This is a genomic window from Sciscionella marina DSM 45152 (genome assembly GCF_000379465.1).
Classification (GTDB): Bacteria; Actinomycetota; Actinomycetes; order Mycobacteriales; family Pseudonocardiaceae; genus Sciscionella; species Sciscionella marina.
Genome location: NZ_KB905380.1, coordinates 1 through 20,192, shown reverse-complemented (window position 1 = coordinate 20,192; position 20,192 = coordinate 1). Strand labels below are relative to the sequence as shown.

The window sequence follows — 20,192 nt, the reverse complement described above, 5'->3', positions numbered from 1 at the left end:
CCCGGTTCAGTGGGGGAACACGGGGGTGTCGAAGTAGCCCTGCAGCCACGCCGTGGTCAGCTCGACGCGGGAATGCCGTCCGGTGGACTCGAACAGCGCGGTCAGCCGTGCCTCCACGCGCTTCTCGCTGATCTGGAGGGTCGCCGCGATCTGGCGGTTCGTGCGGCCGCCCGCCACCAGCTCGGTGATGCGCCGCTCCAGCGGGTCGAGCGAGGTCCGGTCCGCTCGGTCCTGCGGGATCGCGATATCGCGGTGGGACAACAGTTCCGCGATGCGCGCCGTTTCCCGGACCGCGCCGAGCTGTGTCAGGATGCGGTGCGCCTCGAGCAGCCACCGCCGCGGTTCCGGGCTCAGCTCGCCGAGTAGCCCGCAGGCATCGGCGTACCGGAAGGCATTGCCGGATTCGTGGGCCAGTTCGGCCCCGGCACGTACCGCCTCGAGGTCCCACCGCACCGAGCCACCGTGCACCAGCAGCATTTCCCGGACCGTGGGGACCGGACGGCGCTCGGCGAGTTCTTCCAGCGCGGCCAGGGCCCGCCGGACGATGCGTTCGTTTCCCGCCGTGCGCGCATAGTTCAGCAACCGCCCCAGCAGGAACTCGATACCGATCTGCGCGCCCTTGGCCAGGCAGTCCTCGTACTCCCGCCAGCCCTGCTCGACCGCTCCCGCCAGCCCTTCGGTGAACCGGCGCCGCGCACAGTCGACGCAGGCCAGGTAGCTGGCGGGGACCTCGGCGAAGCGCCCCCGTTCCAGCCACTGCGCCGCACGGTCGAGCTCGCCGCGCTGGATGCTGATCTCCGCGGCCGCCAAGGCATAGAACTGGTGCTGGCGCGGGACCGTCCACAGGTGATCGCCTTCGAGCTTGCGGGCCAGCGAGAGCGCGGCGTCCCATTCGCCGAAGTGGTAAGCCCGCCGGAGGGCGTGCCAGTCCGCGGCGAACCCGCTCGGCGGCGGGGTGTAACGGTCGGGACGCAGTTCCTTGAGGACGTCGACGAAGTCCATGAAACCGGCGGCCTCGTTCGCCTCGATGTTCGTGGCGTGGTCCTCGGGAAGACAGGCGAGCAGCACCCCGGCACCGAAAGCGAACAGGTCCTCCTCGCTGGTCCCGTGCTTCTCGCCGAGGATCCGCAGGTTCGCGGCGGACATGCCCCGGTCACCCCGGCCCACGGCGTCGAGCAGTTCCCGGGCGGCGGTGTGCTCGAGGGCATCCGCCAAAGGACGGACGAGATCCAGCTCGTAGAGCCGGTGTTCGTGCGCCAGGGCCGCGAGCCAGTAGACCAGCGCGGTCACGATCAGCTCGGCAGGGAGCCCGGGCCGGGCAAGGCGTGCGGCGCTGACGCCGGCGAGTTCGTCGGCGAGCCGGTCGTAGCGCCCGGCCGCGAAACTGTCGGCGAGCACCGCCTTCAGCGCCGCGCGATGACGTCGGTCCTCCGGTGGCAGGGCCCGCATCGCGGTCGTGCGGTAGCGGTGCGCCGCCCTGGCATCGGTGCACTCCCGCGCGCTCGCGAGCAGGATGCCGACGGCTTCCTCGTCCAGGGTGGCCGGTGGCAGCTCGGCGAGATGGCGGGCGATCCGCTCCGGTACCACCCGGCCGTCCTGCCGGTGCAGCTCCAGCAGCCGGTGCGCGATCCTGCTGTGCAGGGTGCGCCGCCAGCGGGGTCCGCGATCGGTGCGCAGCCGTTCGGCGAGCGCGGGCACGGTGAACTCGACCGCACCCGCTGCGCCGAGCCGCAGGATTCCGGCGCGCACCAGGTCGTCGAGCACCCGTCCTGCCGTGGGCAGCGACAGCCCGGCCGACGTAGCCAACTCGGACAGGTCGTCGATGTCGGGGATGCCGCGTTCGCTGAGCACCGCGACGGCCGCGGCCAGCCGGTGCGCGGCGAGGCCGAGGCCGCGCAACCGCAGGAGCAGCGGATGGCCGGGCGGCAGCGCGATCGGGATGTCGATGCCGCCGAGGCAGACGTGGCCGTCGATCACCTTGAGGCGGTCCTGGGCGCGCAGGTCGGCGACGGTGCCAAGGACCGTGGCGGGATTGCCGAACAGCGGCCCGAGAGCGGCACCGAGCGCGTCCACGAATCGGGGATCGCTCGGGGTGGGGCCGCCGGGTGTGGTCCACGCGGGCAGTAGTGCGGTGGTCTCGGCCTCGGTGAGCGGCCGCAGTTCGATGGTGCCGTCCGCAAGGGGATGCAGTGCGGTGTCCGCCCCTCCGGGACGGGTGAGCACGGTCGCCACGGTGCTCACCCCAGCCGGGCGCGCCCCGTCGGCGACAAGGGACACCGTCGCGGCCGCCTCCGGGGGGAGCAGATCGGCATCGTCGAACTGCAGTACGATCCGGCCCGATTCGGCGAGCGTGCCGAGGACATTGAGCAGGTCGTTCGCGAGCGGGACCGGATGCGGTTCGGCGGCGAGCCGCCCGCGCAGCCGCGCCACGGTGCTGTGCAGGCTGATCAGTTCGGGCTGCGCGAGCGCGGTGTTCAGGTTGTCGATCAGGTCGGCGAGCCGGAGCAGTGCGCTGCCGGGGTCTTCGCGGACGGGTACCGAGAGCACCGTGACGCCGCGGCGGCGACGTTCGGAGAGCGCGGCCAGCGCCCTGCTGCGGCCGGACCCCGCGGGACCGCTCACCACCCAGATCTCGCCCGGGCAGGTGAACAGGCCGCCGAGGGCGGCGAGTGTTTCCTCGGGTCCGGCGTGTGTGATGTTCGTGGCACTCATGTCCGTCCTCGGCTCGGTTCCTCCAGTACATCGGATAGCACACGCGGTGCCGAAGGCGGGAGCCGGATCGGCCGAGCGGGGCTTGCTCGACTCGTGCCGCGGGTATCCGCTACTTTCGGAAACTGTTCCGGTACGGACACGCACAGTGGGCATGTGGAAGTTGTCGATGACGGGGGTCGAGTGGCCGTCGGTTGGGTATCGCCGTGGTGACAGGCGCGGGCGCGCGTCGCGCGACGACCGGTCACTTCGCCGAGGACGCCGAGCAGGACGGCACTGTGCTGACCGTGCTCGCCGGGGAACCGGGAAGCGGCCGCAGTACGGCACTCGACCGGCGCGTCGAGGAGCTGGCGGATTCGGCGACCGTGCTGGTGCTGCGGTTGACCGAGGCCGAAAGCGAGCTCGCGTTCGGTGCGGTGTTCCGGCTGCTCAACCAGCTCGCGGCGGGCGATCCCGGGCGGATCCGACCGGTACTGGCGATGCTGGCCAGGGAGAGCGCGGCCGCCGGGCGACGGCCGGAGGCGCTGGCGGCCGTGGCGAGCGCGGTGCTGCCGCTGCTGCGTGACAGCGGTCCGCTGGTACTCGCCGTCGACGATGCCCAGTGGCTGGACGAGAAGAGCGCGCGGCTGCTCGATCCGCTGCTGCGCGATCCCGAGGTGCGCTCCCGGGTCTCGGTGGTGGCGACGGTTTCGCTGACCGATGGCCGGCAGCCGGACACTGGATCGGGAGCGGTCCTCACCCGGTTGCGGGACGAGGGCCTGGCCCGGCTGCGGCTGCTGCGGCCGCTGACCCGGTCCCGGGCACGGTCGCTGATCGCCGCACTCATCTACGCGCAGCCGAGCGGCGATCTCGTCGATGAGCTGCACACGGCCACCCGGGGCAATCCGGCGGCGCTGACCGCGCTGGTCAACGGGTATTGCGCGGCTGGGGCGCTGCAGGTCGTGGACCGGGCCGCCTATCGCTCCCACTGCGCGGATTGGCCGGTCGGCAGCGAAGAACACCCCCTGCTGCGCGCGGTGACCGGTGCGGGAGCCGAACTGCGCGAGCTCGCCGAAGCGCTGGCCGTGCTCGCCCCGCTCGGCGCGCAGCTGGTGCCGGTCGCGGCGGTCGCTCTCGGTCGTGCGGAGACCGCCGTCGCCGAGGCGCTGGACCTTCTCGTCGCCCGGCGAGTGCTGGTCCGGCACCAGGACGGCGGACATCGGTTCCGGGTTCCCGCCGTCCGGGACGCGCTGTTCTGCCGGCTCGGGCCTTACGCAGCGCGGAACCTGGCCGCGTGCGGCGTGCGCGCGGTGTGGGAACAGGACCTGCACGTGCCGGAGGAGGTGCTGCTCGACTGGATCGCCCAAGCCGGGGCCTTCATCGATGCGCGGCATGCCGCCCCGCGGCTGCTCGAACACGCGGGCCGGGTGCTGCTCACCGACGGGCCCAAGGCGGAACGCTGGCTCAGCGCCGCGGCGGCACGGGCGACGGCCCCGGATCAGCGGGCCGGGGCGCTGTTGCTGCTCAGCGCGGCACGAGCGGTGCACCACCGGCACTCCGCGGCGGGGGACTGTGCGTTCCGGGCGCTCTCCGAACACGCCGCGGACCTGGAGCCGGTACAGCAACAGGAACTCTCGATCGTGTTCCTGACCGGGCTCTCCGAGCAGCAGAAGTCCCAGGAACTGGCCGAGATCGCCGAGGAGGGTTCCGCGGTTCTGCCGCAGGATCCCGCGTCCTCCGCGGTCACCAAGGCCTATGCGCTGATCATGTGCGGACGGTGGAAGGACGCCCGCGAGCTGCTGGCCCGGCTGCGATCGGTGTGGAGCGAGAGCAATCCGATCACCGCCGACTTCGGGACGATGTTCCTCGCCTGTTGCGAGGTGGTCGCCGGGGACACGGCGCCGTTGTACACGCTGCTCGAGGATCCGCGGTTGTGGCGGGCCGGCCGGTTCCCGAGCTATTGGCTGGAGGAACGGCGGTTCGAGCTGGACATGCTGCTCCAGCTCGGGGAGCGGGGGCACACCGAGCAGCGGATGGCGGAAGTCGGGCTCGAGGCCGAGCACCTGTCCGGTATGGATCGGTTCCACCTGAGTCACTTGGCCGGGGACTGGCCGGAAGCAGTGGAATTGGCGCACCGGGCGATGCTGCAGGGCATCAGCTCGGCGCCGACCGCGTACAGCACGATGGTGCAGGGGACGATCGGGATACTGGCCGCGCAGGGTTGGCTCGTGCGGGCGCGGGCGCTGTTCGATTACGGCCGCGCGCTTTGCCTCGAGCACGTGATCCAGCACGCCGGGTCCATCGTGTTACGCGAGTCCGGCGACACCGATGGCGCCGAGCAGCTGTTGTTCGCGGCCGCGCGCAGTGCCGAGCAGGGCGAGTATTTGCTCGGCACCGAGCAGTTGTGGGCCGATCTGGCCCGGTCGGCGTTGCGTCGGGGCGAGCACGGCGAGGCCGAGCGGTGGGTGGAGTGCGCGGCGCACGCGGCGAAGCGGATGGGGACCGCTCGCGCTCGGCTGTGCCACCTGCTGGCGCTCGCGGCGGTGCACGGTGATCAGCGCGCGGCACGCGAAGCCGTGGAGATCGCCGAGGAACGCCGGGATGTCCCGCATGAGGCGGCGATGGCATTCGCGCACGCGGGTCTGGCCGGGTACCGGACCGAGCGGATGCTGCGTGCCTCGTACGAACTGTGCGGGGTGGTCGGAGCTTGGTTCTGGCGTGCCCGGCTGCGCGCGATGCTGCGGGTGCGCGGGTTCGCGGGCCCGGGGCGGGCCGAGGCGACCACGGAGAACGAGCGGTTGCTGGCGATCCTGGTTGCGGAGGGGCTGACCAACCAGCAGCTGGCCGTGGTGCTGGGCACCAGCGAGAAAAGCGTCGAGGGGCGGCTGACGCGGCTGTTCTCCCGGACCGGGTTCCGGTCGCGGGTCGAACTCGCGGCGGCGATCCTGACCGGGGAGTACACGTTCTGAGCCGCCGCACCAGGGTTCACCGCGGTTGGTCCGCCTCCCGCTCCGGAGCGTCCAGCGGGTTCTCGATCACCTTCGGCACGCGCCGCAGCGTCCGCAGGGCAATCAGGGACAGCACCACCATCACCACCGCACTGCCGAGCATGCTGGCGCGGATTCCGCCGACGAAGGACTGCTCCGCGGCCAGCCGGACCGCGCTCGCCACCGGCTCCGGCAGGCCCGCGGCCACCGCGGCGGTCGCGCTGAACGATTCCTGGACCCGCGCCGCGAGGTCCGGGGGAACGCTGTCGGGCAGCACCAGCCGCGCCTGGTAGACCGCCGTGAGCACGCTGCCCACCACCGCGATCCCCAGTGACCCGCCGAGCTCGTAGGCCGTGGTGGAGATCGAGGCCGCCGCCCCCGCACGGTCCCTGGGCACCGTGCCGAGGATCGTGTCGCCGGTGACCGTGAGGGTCAGGCCCGCGCCCGCGCCGAACGCCACCTGCGCGATCATCACCAGGGTGAAGTCCGAGTTCGTGGTCACCGCGCCGTAGAGCCCGAATCCGAGCGCGGCCAGGGCCAGTCCGCCGGAGACCGCCCACGCACGGCCGAACCGCCACACCACCTTCGCCGCGAGCACCCCGCCCGCCAGGAGCGCGGCCAGGGCACCCGGTACGAAGGCCAGCCCGGAGCGCAGCGGATCCCAGCCGAGCACGAGCTGGAAGTACTGGCTGTTGATCAGCGCGAACGCGGACATGGTGAACACCGAGATCAGGTTCGATCCGACGGAGGCGGCGAACCCGCGGTTGCGGAACAGCTCCAGATCGATCAGGGGTTCCTCGAGCCGGTGCTGGCGCCGGGCGAACACGATCAGGCAGATTCCGCCGATGGCGAAGGCCAGCAGCACATCCAGGCTCCACGGTCCGGCGTAGAAGACGGATTTGAACGCGTAGACGATCCCGATGATGCCGACGATCGAGAGCAGCACGCTGAGCGGATCCAGTCGCAGCTTCCGGCTGCTGCGCGATTCCGGGACCATCCGGGCGACGAGCAGCACCACCGCGGTGACCGGGACGTTGACCAGGAACACGGTGCCCCACCAGAAGTGGTCCAGCAACAGACCGCCCACGATCGGGCCGATCGCGAATCCCGCCGCGGACACCCCGGAGCTCGCCCCGATCGCCGCCGTACGCGCGCGCTGGGTGGTGAACACCGCGCGCAGCAAGGAAGTGGCCGAGGGCAGCACCGCGGCGCCCGCGACGCCCAGCAGTGCGCGCGCTCCGACGAGCATCCACACCGAAGGCGCGTAGGCGGCCAGCAGTGAGCCGCCGGCGAACGTCGTCGCGCCGATGATCAGCATGCGGCGCCTGCCGAAGCGGTCACCGAGGTTGCCCATCGTCACCAACAGCCCGCCCATGGCGAAGCCGTACACATCGGCGATCCAGAGCAGTTCCTCGGAGGTCGCGCCGAGCTGGGCGGTCAGCGCGGGAATGGCCAGGTGCAGCACGGTCATGTCGATCGCGACCATCAGCTCTGCCAGGCAGGCCACGAAGATGGTCGCGATCTTGCTCCTCCTCGAGGTCATACCGGTACCGCCCTGGCGAGTCGGGAACGTGGTGCGGGGGAGAGTGCGGCCCGGAGATCGGCGCGCAGCAGCTCGAACCGGCCGGTGAGGGTCGGTAATCGGTGCAGCAGGTGGTCCGGGCCGGCGACCAGGACCCGCGCGACGCCGAGCCGGGAGAAGCGCTCGACCAGTTCGGGCAGCCGCACCGCGGTCACCGTCGATTCCAGCAGCAGCCCGGCGGCCTCGGCGCCGGTGTGGATCGGTTCCCCGTCCTGGTCGGACACGATCGGCAGGGCGGGATCGGCGAACACGAAATCCGCGAAGATCTCCGCCACTTCCTCGCGCAGCGGACCGAGTGCCCGGGCATGGGCTGCCGGGCGCATGGTGGTCAGCGCGTAGCCCCCGGCGGCCCGGACTCGCCGGACGAACTCCTCGAGTTCGCGCTCCCGCAGGGTCACCAGGTGCACGTCCTGGTCGAAGCGGCCGGACAGTTCGTATTCGCCGAACCCGTCGAGAATGTCCGCGAGCACCGGATCGGGTACGCGCACGATGAACTGGCTTACCAGATCCTGGTGTGCGCGGGTGAAGTAGTCATGTTCCTGCCGGGCGACCCGCGCGACCAGCCGCACCAGTTCCGCCAGCGGCAGTGCCCCGGACCGGACGAGGGCGGCGCGCTGGCCGAAGCTCGCCCCGCCGACGGCCGCCGGGTCCAGGCCGTGTTCCTGTTCGGCCCGTTCGGCGACCGCAAGGCAGGCGAGCACGAACGCGAGCTGGGTGTGTTCGGTGTACTCCTCGCCTTCCCTGGCGAGCGGGTCCAGCAGGGAGTAACCAAGGGACTGTTCCGCCACACCGAGCAGTCGTCTGGCGCGGCGGTCGATGACGAGGAACCGCCCCAGCTCTCCGGCGCGGGCCGGGCCCATGCCGGGGAACAGGAGTGCGTCGGAAGTAGCGTCCATGGTGTCCTTCTCGTTCCGTGGTTGCGCGCCGCTATTCGGTCGTGGCCAGCCGCTCGATCTGGTCCCGGTCGGGTTTTCCGTTGCGGTTCAACGGGAATCGTTCGGTGACGAGCACGCGGTTCGGTTGTTCGGCCGGTGGCAGCAGATCGCAGATCCGCGCACGCCAGTAGTGCGCGTCGTGCTGCGCGTCGTCCTGGACGACGAACACCAGGCTCGATCCGCGCCGCTGGTCGGGCAGCGCGATGATCGCCGCCGAGCAACCGCACTCGGCCAGCCGGTGTTCGATCATCGCGGGGTGCAGGGTGTGGCCGTTGCGGTGCACGGCGCGCTTGCGGCCGACGACGAACAGGTTCCCTTCGGCGTCCAGCCTGCCGAGGTCGCCGGTGGGGTACCAGCCGCGGTCCACCGGCCGGACCTGGCCGTGCTCGTCGAGATAGCCCTCCATCAGGTCCGGATCCAGCACGAAGAGTTCGCCGACCTGATCGGCGGGCAGCACGCTGCCGTCCTCGGTGCGCACCTCGATCGCCAGCCCCTCGACCACCTGCCCGCAGCCATGCGGGTTCTCCAGGTTGGCGAAGGCGACATTGCCCATCTCGGTGCTGCCGTAGCTGTCGAGTAGCGGCAGACCGAACAGTTCCACGGCCCGCTCGGTGACCTCCGGTTCGAGCGGGGCCGCGCCACTGCAGAGCATGCGTGCCCGCGCGAGCCCTTCGCGGAGGGACGGGCGCTTGTCGATCAGATTGAACAGGCTGCGATAGGTGGACGGGGTGGCGTCCACGACCGTGGCCCCGGCCCGCCCCGCGAGGCGCAGCGCGCGATCCGGACGGCGGTACGGGGCGATCACGAACTCGCACTGCCGCAGCCAGGCGATGAACACCATCGACAGGCCGTACTGGTGGTTGAACGGCAGCAGCGGCAGGAGCACGTCTCCGGCCCGGTGGCCGACCAGATCGGCATTGCGTTCCAGGTTCGTCAGGAATTTCGCCCCGTTCTTCGCGACGCCTTTGGGGGCGCCGGTCGAACCGGAGGACCACATCACCAGACTGTCCGGCAGTTTCTTCCAGTCGTCGAAGCTCAGGCGCGCCTCGCCGGGTGCCCGTTCGGCCGCGGACACCAGGATCTCGTAGGTCGAGACCGAGCGGGCCTGCGGCGGCATCGGAGCATCGTCGTCGACGACGGCGAGCGTCACGTCCGAGGAGGCGATCGTGGCTGCGGTGCGGTCGGCGTGCTCCATGTGGTCCACGAGGACGATCGAGGCGCCGAGGTGCATGAGCGCCAGCAGGATGGTCAGGTAGCCGAGCGAGTTCTCGGCTTTGAGCAGCACGCGATCGCCGGCGCCGATGTTCTCCTCGCGCAGTGCCTCGGCCACCCGCAGCGCCTGCTGTTCGAACTCGGCGCCATCGGTGACCACGTCGGGAGAGTAGATCCTCGTGAACATGCCGTGTTCCTTTCCGCTCAGTCGAGGTCCACCGGGGCGAGCCGGTCGAAGAGGTCGCCCGGTCCCGGGTTGTCCGGGTGGGTGCTGCCGCCGAGGTGATCGACCACGCCCCAGACGGCGTTCAGTGCCGTGCTCGCCGCGCTTTCGGAGAACCCGGCGATCCAGGCGACGTCGTCGCCCGCGAGGAAGAACCCGCGGTGCCGCGGGTTCGCCTCGCGCTGCACGAACTGGGTGAACAACTGCCGCTGATAGCGGTAGCTGCCGGGCAGGCAGGACTTGAACGCGCCCTTGAAGTGCGGTTCGGTCTCCCAGGTGATGGCGACCGGCGGGCCGATCAGATGGGAACGGATGTCGACGCCGGGATAGATCTTGGCGAGCGCGTCGAGCATCAGGTCCAGGCGTTGCTCGGCGCTCAGCGCGGCGACTTTCAGGGAGTCGTCGTTCCAGGTGTAGGACAGCAGCATTACGCCGGGCTCGTCCGGTCCGTCGTCGATGAGATAGACCCCGCGGGGGAAGCGGTCCGTGAGGGTCGTGCTCATCCTCTCGCGCCCGGTCGCGGGATCCCGGTCGAGCCAGAACGGCCGGTCGGTGACGACGTACAGTTTCGACGAGCCCATGTAGTGCGTGCGCTCGAGCGCAGTCCAGATCTGTTGCGGCAGCAGGCTTTCGTCCGCTTTGATGCCCGAGATCAGGTTCCAGTTCTGCGCGGCGAAGATGGCCGCCGGATAGCTGCGTACCCCCGAGGCGGAGTCCTCGATGGTGAATCCGCGGCTGGTGCGGTCGACTCGCACCACGCCGGGGCGTGGCGTACCGCCGTGCAGTCGTGCGAGCGAGGTGCCTTCCGGCCAGTACGCGAGCTCGCGCGGTTCGTCGTTCCAGAGGCCCAGCGGCAGCTGCTGGCAGCCGCCGAGGATCCTGTGGTGTTCGTCGCTGGTGTCGGTGCAGATCACGCGCAGGATCTCGAGCACGGAATTGGGGAAGTCGGTGTCCCAGCCACCGCAGCCGAAACCGACCTGGCCGAAGATTTCCCGGTGCTGGAACGAGGAGAACAACGGTGACGAGGCAAGGAAACCGTGGAAGGAGACGTCGTCCAGCGTGGCCACCAAACGGTTCCACAGCGTCTTGATCGCGGAGACATCGCGGCGCCGGATGGCGTCCTCCATCAGCGAACTGTCGGCCTGTTCCTGGAGGATCTTCGTCCAGGCGTCGTCCACCTCGCGGTACACATCCGGAAGGTCGGCCGCGGTGCGCGCCCAGTGACTGCGGCCGTGCAGGTTGATCACCGTGCTCGGCGAGGCGGGGGAGAGCGGATTGGGGAACGGGGCGGTACGCAGGCCCAGCTTGTCGATGTAGTGGAACAGGGTGCCCGAGGAACGGGGGAACCGCATGGCGCCGAGTTCCAGGACCGAATCGGGGTAGCCGTCCAGGGTGACCGAGCGCATCCGGCCGCCCAGCTGCTCGGCCTCGTACACCACCGGATGCAGGCCGAGCCGCATCAGTTCGTAGGCGGCCACCAAACCGGAAAGGCCGCCGCCGATCACGGCGACCTCGGTGCCCAGCGCCTGCTCGGGCAGCCGCCCGAGACCGGCGGGGTGGGCGAGCCAATCGTCGTAGGCGAACGGGAAATCGGGGCACAGCATGCCCGTCCGGCCCGTTTCCGCGGTCTGGCCGTCCCGCGTGAGTTCTTCGACGGGGAGTGCGGTCATGGACGTTACCTCCGGCTTGGATTGGCCTCGCGCGAGCCACCGCTGGCGGCCACGCCATAGCGGAAGGAGGTCTTTCGCAGTGGCCGATGTGGTCGTACGGGTACGGGCCTCGGCGCTGAGATCCGGTTCGCCGGTGCGCAACACTAATGACTTCGCGAGGTCTGGCCGGATACCTTTTCCACCGTTCGCCCACACCCGGGGAACCGGCCATCGGTTACCCGCCGGTGGAACTGTTCCTCTCGCCCGGCGGGGCGGGCGTGGATAGCTTGACCGGCGAGATCCGTGTGCCGGTCGATCTGAGGTGGCGAGTGCGGGCATGAGTGAGGTGGAATACCTGCGTCGGCTGGAGAACCGGCCGCGGCCGGAGCGGCGGCGGAGCCTGCTCTCTCTGGTGCGGAGGGCGACCGCGGCGGTGCTGGACACCGCGGCGCCCGCGGCGGGCCGGACCTTCGTCGAGCTCGGCTTCGACTCGCTGCTCGCGGTACGGCTGCACGAACGGCTGAGCACCGCGACCGGGTGCGCCTTGCCGGTGACCCTGGCCTATGACTACCCGGATCCGGGCGCGGTCGCGGATTTCCTGGACGAGACGCTGTTCGGCACGCGCCCCGCGGCGGCGGACGCGGCTGCCGTACCGGACAACGCGGATCTCGTGGTCATCGTCGGGATCGGCTGCCGGTTCCCCGGCGGGGCGGATTCACCCGAGCAGCTGTGGTCCATTGTGGACAGCGGCCTGGATGTGATCTCGGAGTTCCCCACCGACCGGGGCTGGGATACCGGCGGTGTGTACGACCCGGTGCCGGGCACACCCGGCCGTACCTATGTGCGGCATGGCGGTTTCCTGCGGGACGCCGCCGAGTTCGCCGCCGACTTCTTCGGGATCTCGCCGCGTGAGGCGCTGGCGATGGATCCACAGCAGCGCCTCGCCCTGGAGACCGCCTGGGAGGCGCTGGAACGCGCCCGGATCGACGCGGGCACCCTGGCGGGCAGCGCGACCGGGGTGTTCGTCGGGGCCGAACCGCAGGAGTACGGCACCCGGCTGGCCGAGGCTCCGGAGGGCTTGGAAGGCCAGCTGCTCACCGGAAGCGCACCGAGCGTGGTCTCCGGGCGGATCGCCTATACGCTCGGCCTTCAGGGACCGGCGCTGACCGTGGACACGGCCTGTTCCGCGGCACTGGTCGGCCTGCATCTGGCGGTGCGATCGCTGCGCGCGGGGGAATGCGACCTCGCCTTGGCCGGTGGGGTCGCCGTGCTGGGCACGCCGGGCCCGTTCATCGCCTTTGCCCAGCAGCGCGGCTTGGCCCCGGACGGGCGGTGTAAACCGTTCTCGGCCGCGGCCGACGGCACGGCGTGGGCCGAGGGCGCCGGGATGTTCGTGCTGGAGCGGCTTTCCGATGCCCGCCGCAACGGTCACCCGGTACTGGCGGTGGTACGAGGTTCCGCGGTGAACTCCGACGGTGCCTCGAACGGGCTCACCGCACCGAACGGGCCGTCCCAGCAGCGGGTGATCCGGGCCGCGCTGGCCGACGCCGGACTGACGGCAGCGGAGGTGAGCGCGGTCGAGGCGCACGGGACGGGCACGTCCCTGGGAGACCCGATCGAGGCACAGGCGGTCCTGGCCACCTACGGCCGGGACCGGAACTCCCCGGTATGGCTCGGCTCGGTGAAATCCAATCTGGGGCACACTCAGGCGGCCGCCGGTGCGGCCGGGGTCATCAAGATGATCGGGGCGCTCACGCACGAACGGCTGCCGCGGACGCTGCATGCCGAGGAGCCGACAGGCGCGCTCGACTGGGATGCGGGTGCGGTGGCGCTGCTCACCGAAACCGTGGCGTGGCCCCGCGGCGAGCATCCCCGGCGTGCCGCGGTCTCCTCGTTCGGGATCTCGGGCACCAACGCGCACCTGATCGTCGAGGAACCACCGCCGGTGCAGCCTGCCCTGGAACCGCCGATGCCCTCGCCGATCGTGTTCGGCTTCTCGGCGGCCGATGCGGATGGCCTGCGCGACCGGGCCGCTCAGCTCGCCGGGCTCGAGGCTCATCCGGCCGATGTGGCGCACTCCCTCGGCCGCACCAGGGCACTGCTGTCCGAGCGCGCCTTCGTCACGGCGACGGATCCCGCCGAGCTCGCCGATGCGCTGCGTTCGTTCGATGCCCGTGTGCTGCGTGGCGCCCCGCCGCCGGATGGTGCCGAGCTGGCGCTGCTGTTCACCGGACAGGGGGCGCAACGACTGGCGATGGGCGCGGAGCTCTACGACACCTTCGCCGTCTACGCCGAAGCTTTCGACGAGGTCTGCGCGCACGTCGATCTGCAGACCGAGGAGCCGCTGCGGGATGTCGTTTTCGGGCCGGCGGATCCGGCGTTGCTGGATCGCACGGATTACGCGCAACCGGCACTGTTCGCCATGGAGGTCGCCCTCTACCGGCTGGTGCAGAGCTGGGGAATCGCCCCGGCCTACCTGTGCGGGCATTCGGTCGGCGAGTTCGCCGCGGCGCACGTCGCCGGGGTGTTCTCCCTCGCCGATGCCGCCATGCTGGTCGCCGCGCGCGGCCGGCTCATGCGCGCACTGCCCGAGGACGGGGCGATGGTCTCGTTGCGGGCTTCCGAGGAGACCGCCCGGGCTTTGCTGGCCGGACACGAGGACCGGGCGGGGATCGCGGCGGTCAACGGTGCGCAGTCCGTGGTGCTCTCCGGGGATGCGGCGGTGCTGCGGACCGCGCTCACCGATTTCGACGGCAAGACCTCCTGGCTGAACGTCAGCCATGCTTTCCACTCGCCGCTGATGCGGGACATGCTCGAGGAGTTCGGCAGGATCGCGCGGCTCGTCGAGTACCGCCCGGCGACCATCCCGATCGTGTCCTCGGTGACCGGCGAGGTCGGCGGGCACGACACGGCGGAGTACTGGATCTCCCACGTCGAGTCGGGTGTGCGCTTCGCCGACGCCGTGGAAACGCTGAGCGAGGCAGGCTGCGGCACGTATCTGGAACTCGGGCCGGACGGAGTGCTCTCCGCTCTCGTCGCAGAGGATGCGGTGGCCCGGCCGCTGTTGCGCCGGGGCCGTCCCGAGGTGGCGGAACTGCTCGAGGCGGTGGGTACCGCCTATGTGCGCGGGGCGGAACTCGATCTGGCCACACTGGCCCCGGGCGGGCGTCCGGTCGATCTTCCGACGTATCCCTTCCGCCGCAAGCGGTTCTGGCTCACGCCCGCGGGTTCCGCGGACGCGCGCGGGCTCGGGCTGCGGGAGGCGGGGCACCCGCTGCTCGGCGCCGTGGTCTCGATGGCCGAGGGCGACACCGTGTTCACTGCACGCCTCTCGGCAAGCGAGCCTTCCTGGCTGTCCGGGCACCGTGTCGGCGGACGGATCCTCTTTCCCGGCACGGGTTTCCTCGAACTGGCGCTGCACGTGGGTGCCGAAACCGGCTGCCCGGCCGTCGAGGAACTGACCCTCGGTACTCCGCTCGTTCTTTCGACCGCGGTCGAGTTGCAGGTGGTGGTGTCGGCAGCCGAGGAGGATGGCCGGCGCAGCATCGGTATCCGGTCGAGGCCGGAGAACGCCGAGGAATGGACCCGGCACGCCACGGGAACCCTCGCCGCGGGCGGTTCTCCGGCCGGCGCGCCGCCGCCGGGCTGGCCGCCGCCCGGGCGAGCCGGGGTACTTGACTACGAGGCGCTGGGCGGATTCGATTACGCGGGCCAGTTCCGCGGCCTGCGCACGGCCTGGGTGGACGGGGACGAGGTGTACGCCGAGGTGGAGCTTCCCGAACCCGAGGACGGCTTCGGGATGCATCCGGCGCTGCTGGATTCGGCCCTGCACGCGCTTTTCCTGCATGACTCGGCGGAATCCGCGGGCGGGCTGCCGTTCTCCTGGTCGGGGGTGTGGCTGGCGGCGACCGGCGCCACCTCGCTGCGGGTGCGCCTCTCGTTCCGCTCCCCGGACACCGTGTCGTTGACCGCCACCGACACCGCGGGCGCGATCGTGCTGAGCGTCGACTCGCTGGTGCTGCGGACTCCCGCCGAACAGCAGCGGGCCGCGCCGACGGGCCTGCTCACCGTGCACCGGGTCGCGGTCCAGGCCGGGGAACCGGTGGCGTGGACGAGATACCCGCGGGTCGAACCGGGGAAGCCCGCCGTGTTCACGGTCGAACCGGAAGGCGATCCGGTGACCGCGACCCACGAACAGACCGCGCGGGTGCTGGAGGTGATCCAGGAATGGCTCACCCGGGAGGAATCCACTCTGGTCGTCCACACCCCCGGCCGGGATCCCGCCTCGGCGGCGGTGCACGGGCTGGTGCGCAGTGCGCAGGCCGAGCATCCCGATCGCCTCGTCCTCGTCGAGGCGGCCACCGAGGACATCGGCCTCGCCCTCGGCACCGGGGAGCCCGAGGTCGCGGTGCGCGAAGGCGTGCCGCTGGTGCCGCGGGCGACCGAGGCGGGCGCTCGGCTGCTGCCCCCGGAAGGCCCGTGGCGGCTGGACAAGGCGGGCGAGGGCACGGTCGATCAGCTGGTGCTCACCGCGACCGGGGAACCGGAGCTGAAGCCCGAGGAGGTAAGGATCGCGGTGCGGGCGGCCGGTCTGAACTTCCGCGATGTGCTCAACGTGCTCGGTATGTACCCCGGTGAGCCGGGGCCACTGGGGTGCGAGGTCTCCGGCACCGTGCTGGCCGTCGGTCCGGCGGTCACCGACCTCGTACCCGGGGACCGGGTGATGGGCATGGTGCACGGTGCGATCGGACCGGTGGCCGTCGGCGAGCGGCCGATGCTCACCCACGTTCCCGAGCACTGGAGCAATGAACAGGCGGCCACGGTGCCGCTGGTGTTCCTCACCGCCTATTTCGCGCTGGTCGATCTCGCGGGTCTGGCCGCGGGCGAGTCGGTTCTGATCCATTCGGCGGCGGGCGGTGTCGGCATGGCGGCCACCCAGCTGGCGCGGCAGCTGGGCGCCGAGGTGTTCGGCACGGCAAGCGCCGGGAAGCAACACGTGCTGCGCGCGGCCGGGCTGGACGAGGCACACATCGCTTCGAGCCGGACCCTCGAGTTCGCCACCGATTTCCGCGCGGCCACCGGAGGACGCGGTATGGATGTCGTGCTCAACGCGCTCACCGGCGAATTCCTCGACGTCTCCCTGGACCTCACCGCGGCGGGCGGGCGGTTCCTGGAGATGGGAAAGATCGACATCCGCGAGCCCGAAGGAGTCGCCTACCGTGCGTTCGACCTCATCGAAGCGGGCCCGGAGCGGATCGCCCAGATCTGGAACGAGCTGGGTGCCCTGTTCGACGCCGGCGCGCTGACCCCGCTGCCGGTGCGGTCCTGGGATGTCCGCCAGGCACCCGAGGCGTTCCGGTTTCTGAGCCAGGCCAAGCACATCGGCAAGATCGCGCTGACCATCCCGCGTCCGCTCGATCCGGATCGGACGGTTCTGATCACCGGCGGAACGGGCGGGCTGGGTGCACTGCTCGCCCGGCACCTCGTGGCCGAGTACGGGGTACGCGATCTGCTGCTGACCAGCCGCCATGGGGCGGCGGCACCGGGGGCGACGGAGCTGGTGGCCGAGCTCGCCCGGCTGGGTGCGCACGCCGAGGTGGTCGCCTGCGATGTCGGTGATCGGGATGCGCTGGCCTCGCTGCTGGACGGTATCGAGCTCACCGGTGTCGTGCACACCGCGGGTGTGCTCGACGACGGGGTGCTCCCCGCGCTCACTGCGGAGCGGCTGGCCGGAGTCCTGCATCCGAAAGCGGACGCCGCCTGGTATCTGCACGAGCTGACGAAGGACCGGGATCTGGCACTGTTCGCGCTCTACTCCTCGGTGTCCGGGGTACTCGGCTCGGCCGGCCAGGCCGCTTATGCGGCAGCGAACACCTTCCTCGATGCGCTGGCCGAACACCGCCGCGCCGAGGGGCTGCCCGCGGTCTCGCTGGCGTGGGGACTCTGGCGCGAGGGCATGGGCGGCTCATTGGCCGAGGCCGACATCGAACGGATGGCCCGCGAGGGACTTCCCGCACTGAGCGCGGAAACCGGTCTGACGCTGTTCGATGCCGCCATAGCCGGTGGATTCGAGACCGTACTGCCGATCGAACTGGACCGGGCCGCACTGCGCGCTCATGCCCGCACCGCCGTGATCGCCCCGGTCCTGCGCGGGTTCGCCGCGGCAGCCGGAATCCGCCGGGCCGTGGACACCGCGGAACGGGCCCCGGATCTGGGTGACCGGCTGGCCGGGCTTCCCGCGGACGAGCGCTCCGCTCTGCTGATCGATCTGGTGCGGCAGAACGTCGCCGCCGTGCTCGGCCACGAGGCGGATGCGGAGATCGATTCGACCCGGGCGTTCAAGGATCTGGGCTTCGACTCGCTGACTTCGGTGGAACTGCGCAACCGGGTGAGCGCCGCCACCGGGCTGCGGCTCTCGGCGACGGCGGTGTTCGATCATCCCACTATCGCCGCGTTCGCCGCCCATCTGCTCGCCGAACTGGCGCCCCCGCCCGTGGATGTCACCGAGTCGGTGCTCGCCGAACTCGACCGGCTCGAAACCCGGCTGGGCACGCTCGAGGATGGTGCGGGCCGCAGCGCGGTCGCCGCCCGGCTTCGCAGGCTCGTGGACGGCATCACTGCCGGGGACGGGGATGTCGGCGGCAGGCTGGAGGACGCGAGCGCCGATGAGGTCGTGGACTTCCTCGCCACCGAGCTCGGGATTTCGTGATGGCGGACGAGGACCTCGAGCGGGTGCGCGCCGAGATCGAGGCGCTGCGCCGGAGCCTTGCCGCGCTGCCGCCCAAAGACCGCAAGAAACTCGCGAAGCCACTGAAGAAGCTGCTGCTGGAGTACGCCGCCGGTGAACACGGGGAGAAGTTCGACGAGATGCTTCTAGACGCCGCCGTCGACAAGGCGCTCGACTACCTGACCGACGAGCTCTTCTGAACTGTTGCCGACCGGCCGAGGCCGTTGAGAGGGAATGATGGCGGACCAAGAAAAGCTCCTGGACCTGCTCAAGCGCGTCACCGGCGACCTGCACTGGACCCGGGACCGGCTGCGTGAGGCCGAATCGCGCCAGCACGAGCCGGTCGCGATCATCGGCATGGCCTGCCGGTTCCCCGGCGGCGCCGATTCTCCGGCCGCGCTGTGGGAACTCGTGGAGAACGGGCGGGAGGGGATCGGCGAGTTCCCCGAGGACCGGGGCTGGGATGTCGGCGGACTGTTCGACGAGGACCCCGAACAGCGCGGCACCACCTATGTGCGTACCGGCGGATTCCTGTCCGGCGCGGGCGGTTTCGACGCGGAGTTCTTCGGGATAGCACCGCGCGAGGCGCTGGCGATGGAACCGCAGCAGCGGCTGCTGCTGGAGACCTCCTGGGCGGCCGTCGAACGCTCCGGTATCGACCCGGACAGCCTGCGCGGCAGCGCGACCGGTGTCTATGTGGGTGTCTCCGCGCAGGAATACGGACCGCGCCTGCACAATCCGGGCGAGGCCGTCGACGGCTATCTGCTCACCGGGACGACCTGCAGTGTCCACTCCGGACGGATCGCCTACCAGCTGGGTCTGGAAGGCCCGGCCGTCTCGGTGGACACCGCGTGTTCCTCCTCGCTGGTGGCGCTGCACGCGGCGATACGCGCGCTGCGCTCGGGGGAGTGCACGATGGCGCTGGCCGGTGGGGTGAATCTGATGGCCTCGCCGGGTATCTTCGTCGATTTCGCCCGGCAGCGGGGGCTTGCTCCGGACGGCCGCTGCAAGTCGTTCTCCGACGGAGCCGACGGAACCGCCTGGGCGGAGGGCGTCGGCATGCTGATGCTGGAACGGCTCTCCGATGCCGAGCGCAACGGGCACCGGGTGCTCGCCGTGGTGCGGGGCTCGGCGGTGAATCAGGATGGTGCCTCGAACGGGCTGACCGCGCCGAACGGTCCTTCGCAGCAGCGGGTGATCCGTGCGGCGTTGGCCGATGCGCAGCTGGCCGCCTCGGACGTCGATGCGGTGGAGGCGCACGGTACCGGTACTCGGCTCGGCGACCCGATCGAAGCCGAGGCGCTGCAGGCGGTTTACGGCGCGGACCGGAACCGGCCGTTGTTTCTCGGTTCGGTGAAGTCGAACTTCGGGCATGCGCAGGCGGCAGCGGGGGTCGCGGGGATCATCAAGATGGTCGAGGCGATGCGCCGCGGCGTGCTCCCGCCAACGTTGCACGCCGAGACCCCGAGCCGGGAGGTCGACTGGTCGGCGGGTTCGCTGTCCCTGCTGACCGAGCGCGCACCGTGGCGCGATGGCGCGGAACCACGGCGGTGTGCGGTGTCCTCCTTCGGGATCAGCGGGACGAACGCGCACGTCGTCCTGGAACAGTCCGCCCAGCAGGAGGCGGAGCCGCAGGGCGAACCTCCCGCGGTCGTTCCGCTGGTGCTTTCCGCGGCTACCGAACCGGCGCTGGCCGAGCAGGCGGCCCGGTTGCGGGAGGTATCGGGGGCACCGATGGATGTCGGCCGCACCCTCGCCCTGCATCGGGCGGCTTTGCCGTATCGCGCGGTGGTCACCGGCACCGACTGGGACACCCTGACGGCTGGTTTGCGTGAGCTGGCTGAGGGTTCTGGTGTGGTGGGTCGTGTGTCGGGTGGTTCGTTGGCGTTTTTGTTTACGGGGCAGGGTTCGCAGCGTGCCGGGATGGGATCGGGGTTGTACCAGGCATTTCCGGTGTTTGCGGCGGCGTTTGATGAGGTTGCCGGGTTGTTGCCGGTGGTGCGGGATGTTGGGCGACTTGATCGGACGGGGGTGGCGCAGCCGGCGATTTTTGCGTTTGAGGTGGCGTTGTTTCGGTTGGTGGAGTCGTGGGGTGTTCGGCCGGATTTTGTGGTTGGGCATTCGGTTGGGGAGATCGCGGCGGCGCATGTGGCTGGTGTGTTGTCGTTGGAGGATGCGGCGAGGTTGGT

Annotated in this window: 9 protein-coding genes; 4 read left to right on the top strand and 5 right to left on the bottom strand. The window is 70.7% G+C overall.

Annotated elements, in window-relative coordinates; all coding sequences use genetic code 11:
• Window positions 1–6: 6 nt before the first annotated feature.
• Entirely contained in the window at window positions 7–2,712 is a 2,706-nt protein-coding gene (locus A37U_RS0100045; protein WP_020494544.1) for a LuxR C-terminal-related transcriptional regulator, read from the bottom strand.
• Between the two features lie 203 nt (window positions 2,713–2,915).
• On the opposite strand from A37U_RS0100045, the gene A37U_RS0100040 reads away from it, so the two are divergent.
• The gene (locus A37U_RS0100040) at window positions 2,916–5,657 is read left to right on the top strand and encodes a helix-turn-helix transcriptional regulator (RefSeq protein WP_169526793.1); all 2,742 of its coding nucleotides are present in this window, start codon (window positions 2,916–2,918) and stop codon (window positions 5,655–5,657) included.
• A 16-nt stretch (window positions 5,658–5,673) separates the two neighbouring features.
• Here A37U_RS0100040 and A37U_RS0100035 read toward each other — a convergent pair whose 3' ends face one another.
• The 4 genes from A37U_RS0100035 to A37U_RS0100020 are packed head-to-tail and all read right to left on the bottom strand — an operon-like array spanning window position 5,674 to window position 11,297.
• Window positions 5,674–7,218 carry an MFS transporter gene (locus tag A37U_RS0100035; protein WP_020494542.1) on the bottom strand — a complete coding sequence of 515 codons (1,545 nt, stop codon included), beginning with the start codon at window positions 7,216–7,218 and terminating at the stop codon, window positions 5,674–5,676.
• Entirely contained in the window at window positions 7,215–8,153 is a 939-nt protein-coding gene (locus tag A37U_RS0100030; RefSeq protein WP_020494541.1) for an ACP S-malonyltransferase, read from the bottom strand. The genes A37U_RS0100035 and A37U_RS0100030 overlap by 4 nt, the downstream gene beginning before the upstream one ends.
• A 31-nt stretch (window positions 8,154–8,184) precedes the next feature.
• Window positions 8,185–9,591: a class I adenylate-forming enzyme family protein gene (locus tag A37U_RS0100025; protein ID WP_020494540.1), complete on the bottom strand. Its 1,407-nt coding sequence runs from the start codon at window positions 9,589–9,591 to the stop codon at window positions 8,185–8,187.
• 17 nt (window positions 9,592–9,608) lie between these two features.
• A complete protein-coding gene (locus tag A37U_RS0100020) occupies window positions 9,609–11,297 on the bottom strand; it encodes a flavin monoamine oxidase family protein (protein WP_020494539.1) in 1,689 nt (562 codons plus the stop codon).
• Window positions 11,298–11,613: 316 nt separating this feature from the next.
• Here A37U_RS0100020 and A37U_RS0100015 point away from each other — a divergent pair, with 316 nt between their 5' ends.
• The 3 genes from A37U_RS0100015 to A37U_RS0100005 all read left to right on the top strand — a co-directional run.
• Complete coding sequence (locus A37U_RS0100015) at window positions 11,614–17,985, top strand: type I polyketide synthase (RefSeq protein ID WP_020494538.1); 6,372 nt, start codon at window positions 11,614–11,616, stop codon at window positions 17,983–17,985.
• The gene (locus A37U_RS0100010) at window positions 17,985–18,203 is read left to right on the top strand and encodes a hypothetical protein (protein ID WP_020494537.1); all 219 of its coding nucleotides are present in this window, start codon (window positions 17,985–17,987) and stop codon (window positions 18,201–18,203) included. Before A37U_RS0100015 ends, A37U_RS0100010 begins: the two co-directional genes overlap by 1 nt.
• A 37-nt stretch (window positions 18,204–18,240) precedes the next feature.
• The coding region (locus A37U_RS0100005) for a type I polyketide synthase (RefSeq protein ID WP_026196741.1) at window positions 18,241–20,192 on the top strand (1,952 nt) is incomplete at its 3' end.

Bases quoted from the DNA above. Each gene is read 5' to 3' on its own strand.
- A37U_RS0100010 (WP_020494537.1), top strand. From the start codon at position 17,985: ATGGCGGACGAGGACCTCGAGCGGGTGCGCGCCGAGATCGAGGCGCTG.
- A37U_RS0100035 (WP_020494542.1), bottom strand. From the start codon at position 7,218: ATGACCTCGAGGAGGAGCAAGATCGCGACCATCTTCGTGGCCTGCCTG.
- A37U_RS0100020 (WP_020494539.1), bottom strand. From the start codon at position 11,297: ATGACCGCACTCCCCGTCGAAGAACTCACGCGGGACGGCCAGACCGCG.
- A37U_RS0100045 (WP_020494544.1), bottom strand. From the start codon at position 2,712: ATGAGTGCCACGAACATCACACACGCCGGACCCGAGGAAACACTCGCC.
- A37U_RS0100025 (WP_020494540.1), bottom strand. From the start codon at position 9,591: ATGTTCACGAGGATCTACTCTCCCGACGTGGTCACCGATGGCGCCGAG.
- A37U_RS0100030 (WP_020494541.1), bottom strand. From the start codon at position 8,153: ATGGACGCTACTTCCGACGCACTCCTGTTCCCCGGCATGGGCCCGGCC.
- A37U_RS0100015 (WP_020494538.1), top strand. From the start codon at position 11,614: ATGAGTGAGGTGGAATACCTGCGTCGGCTGGAGAACCGGCCGCGGCCG.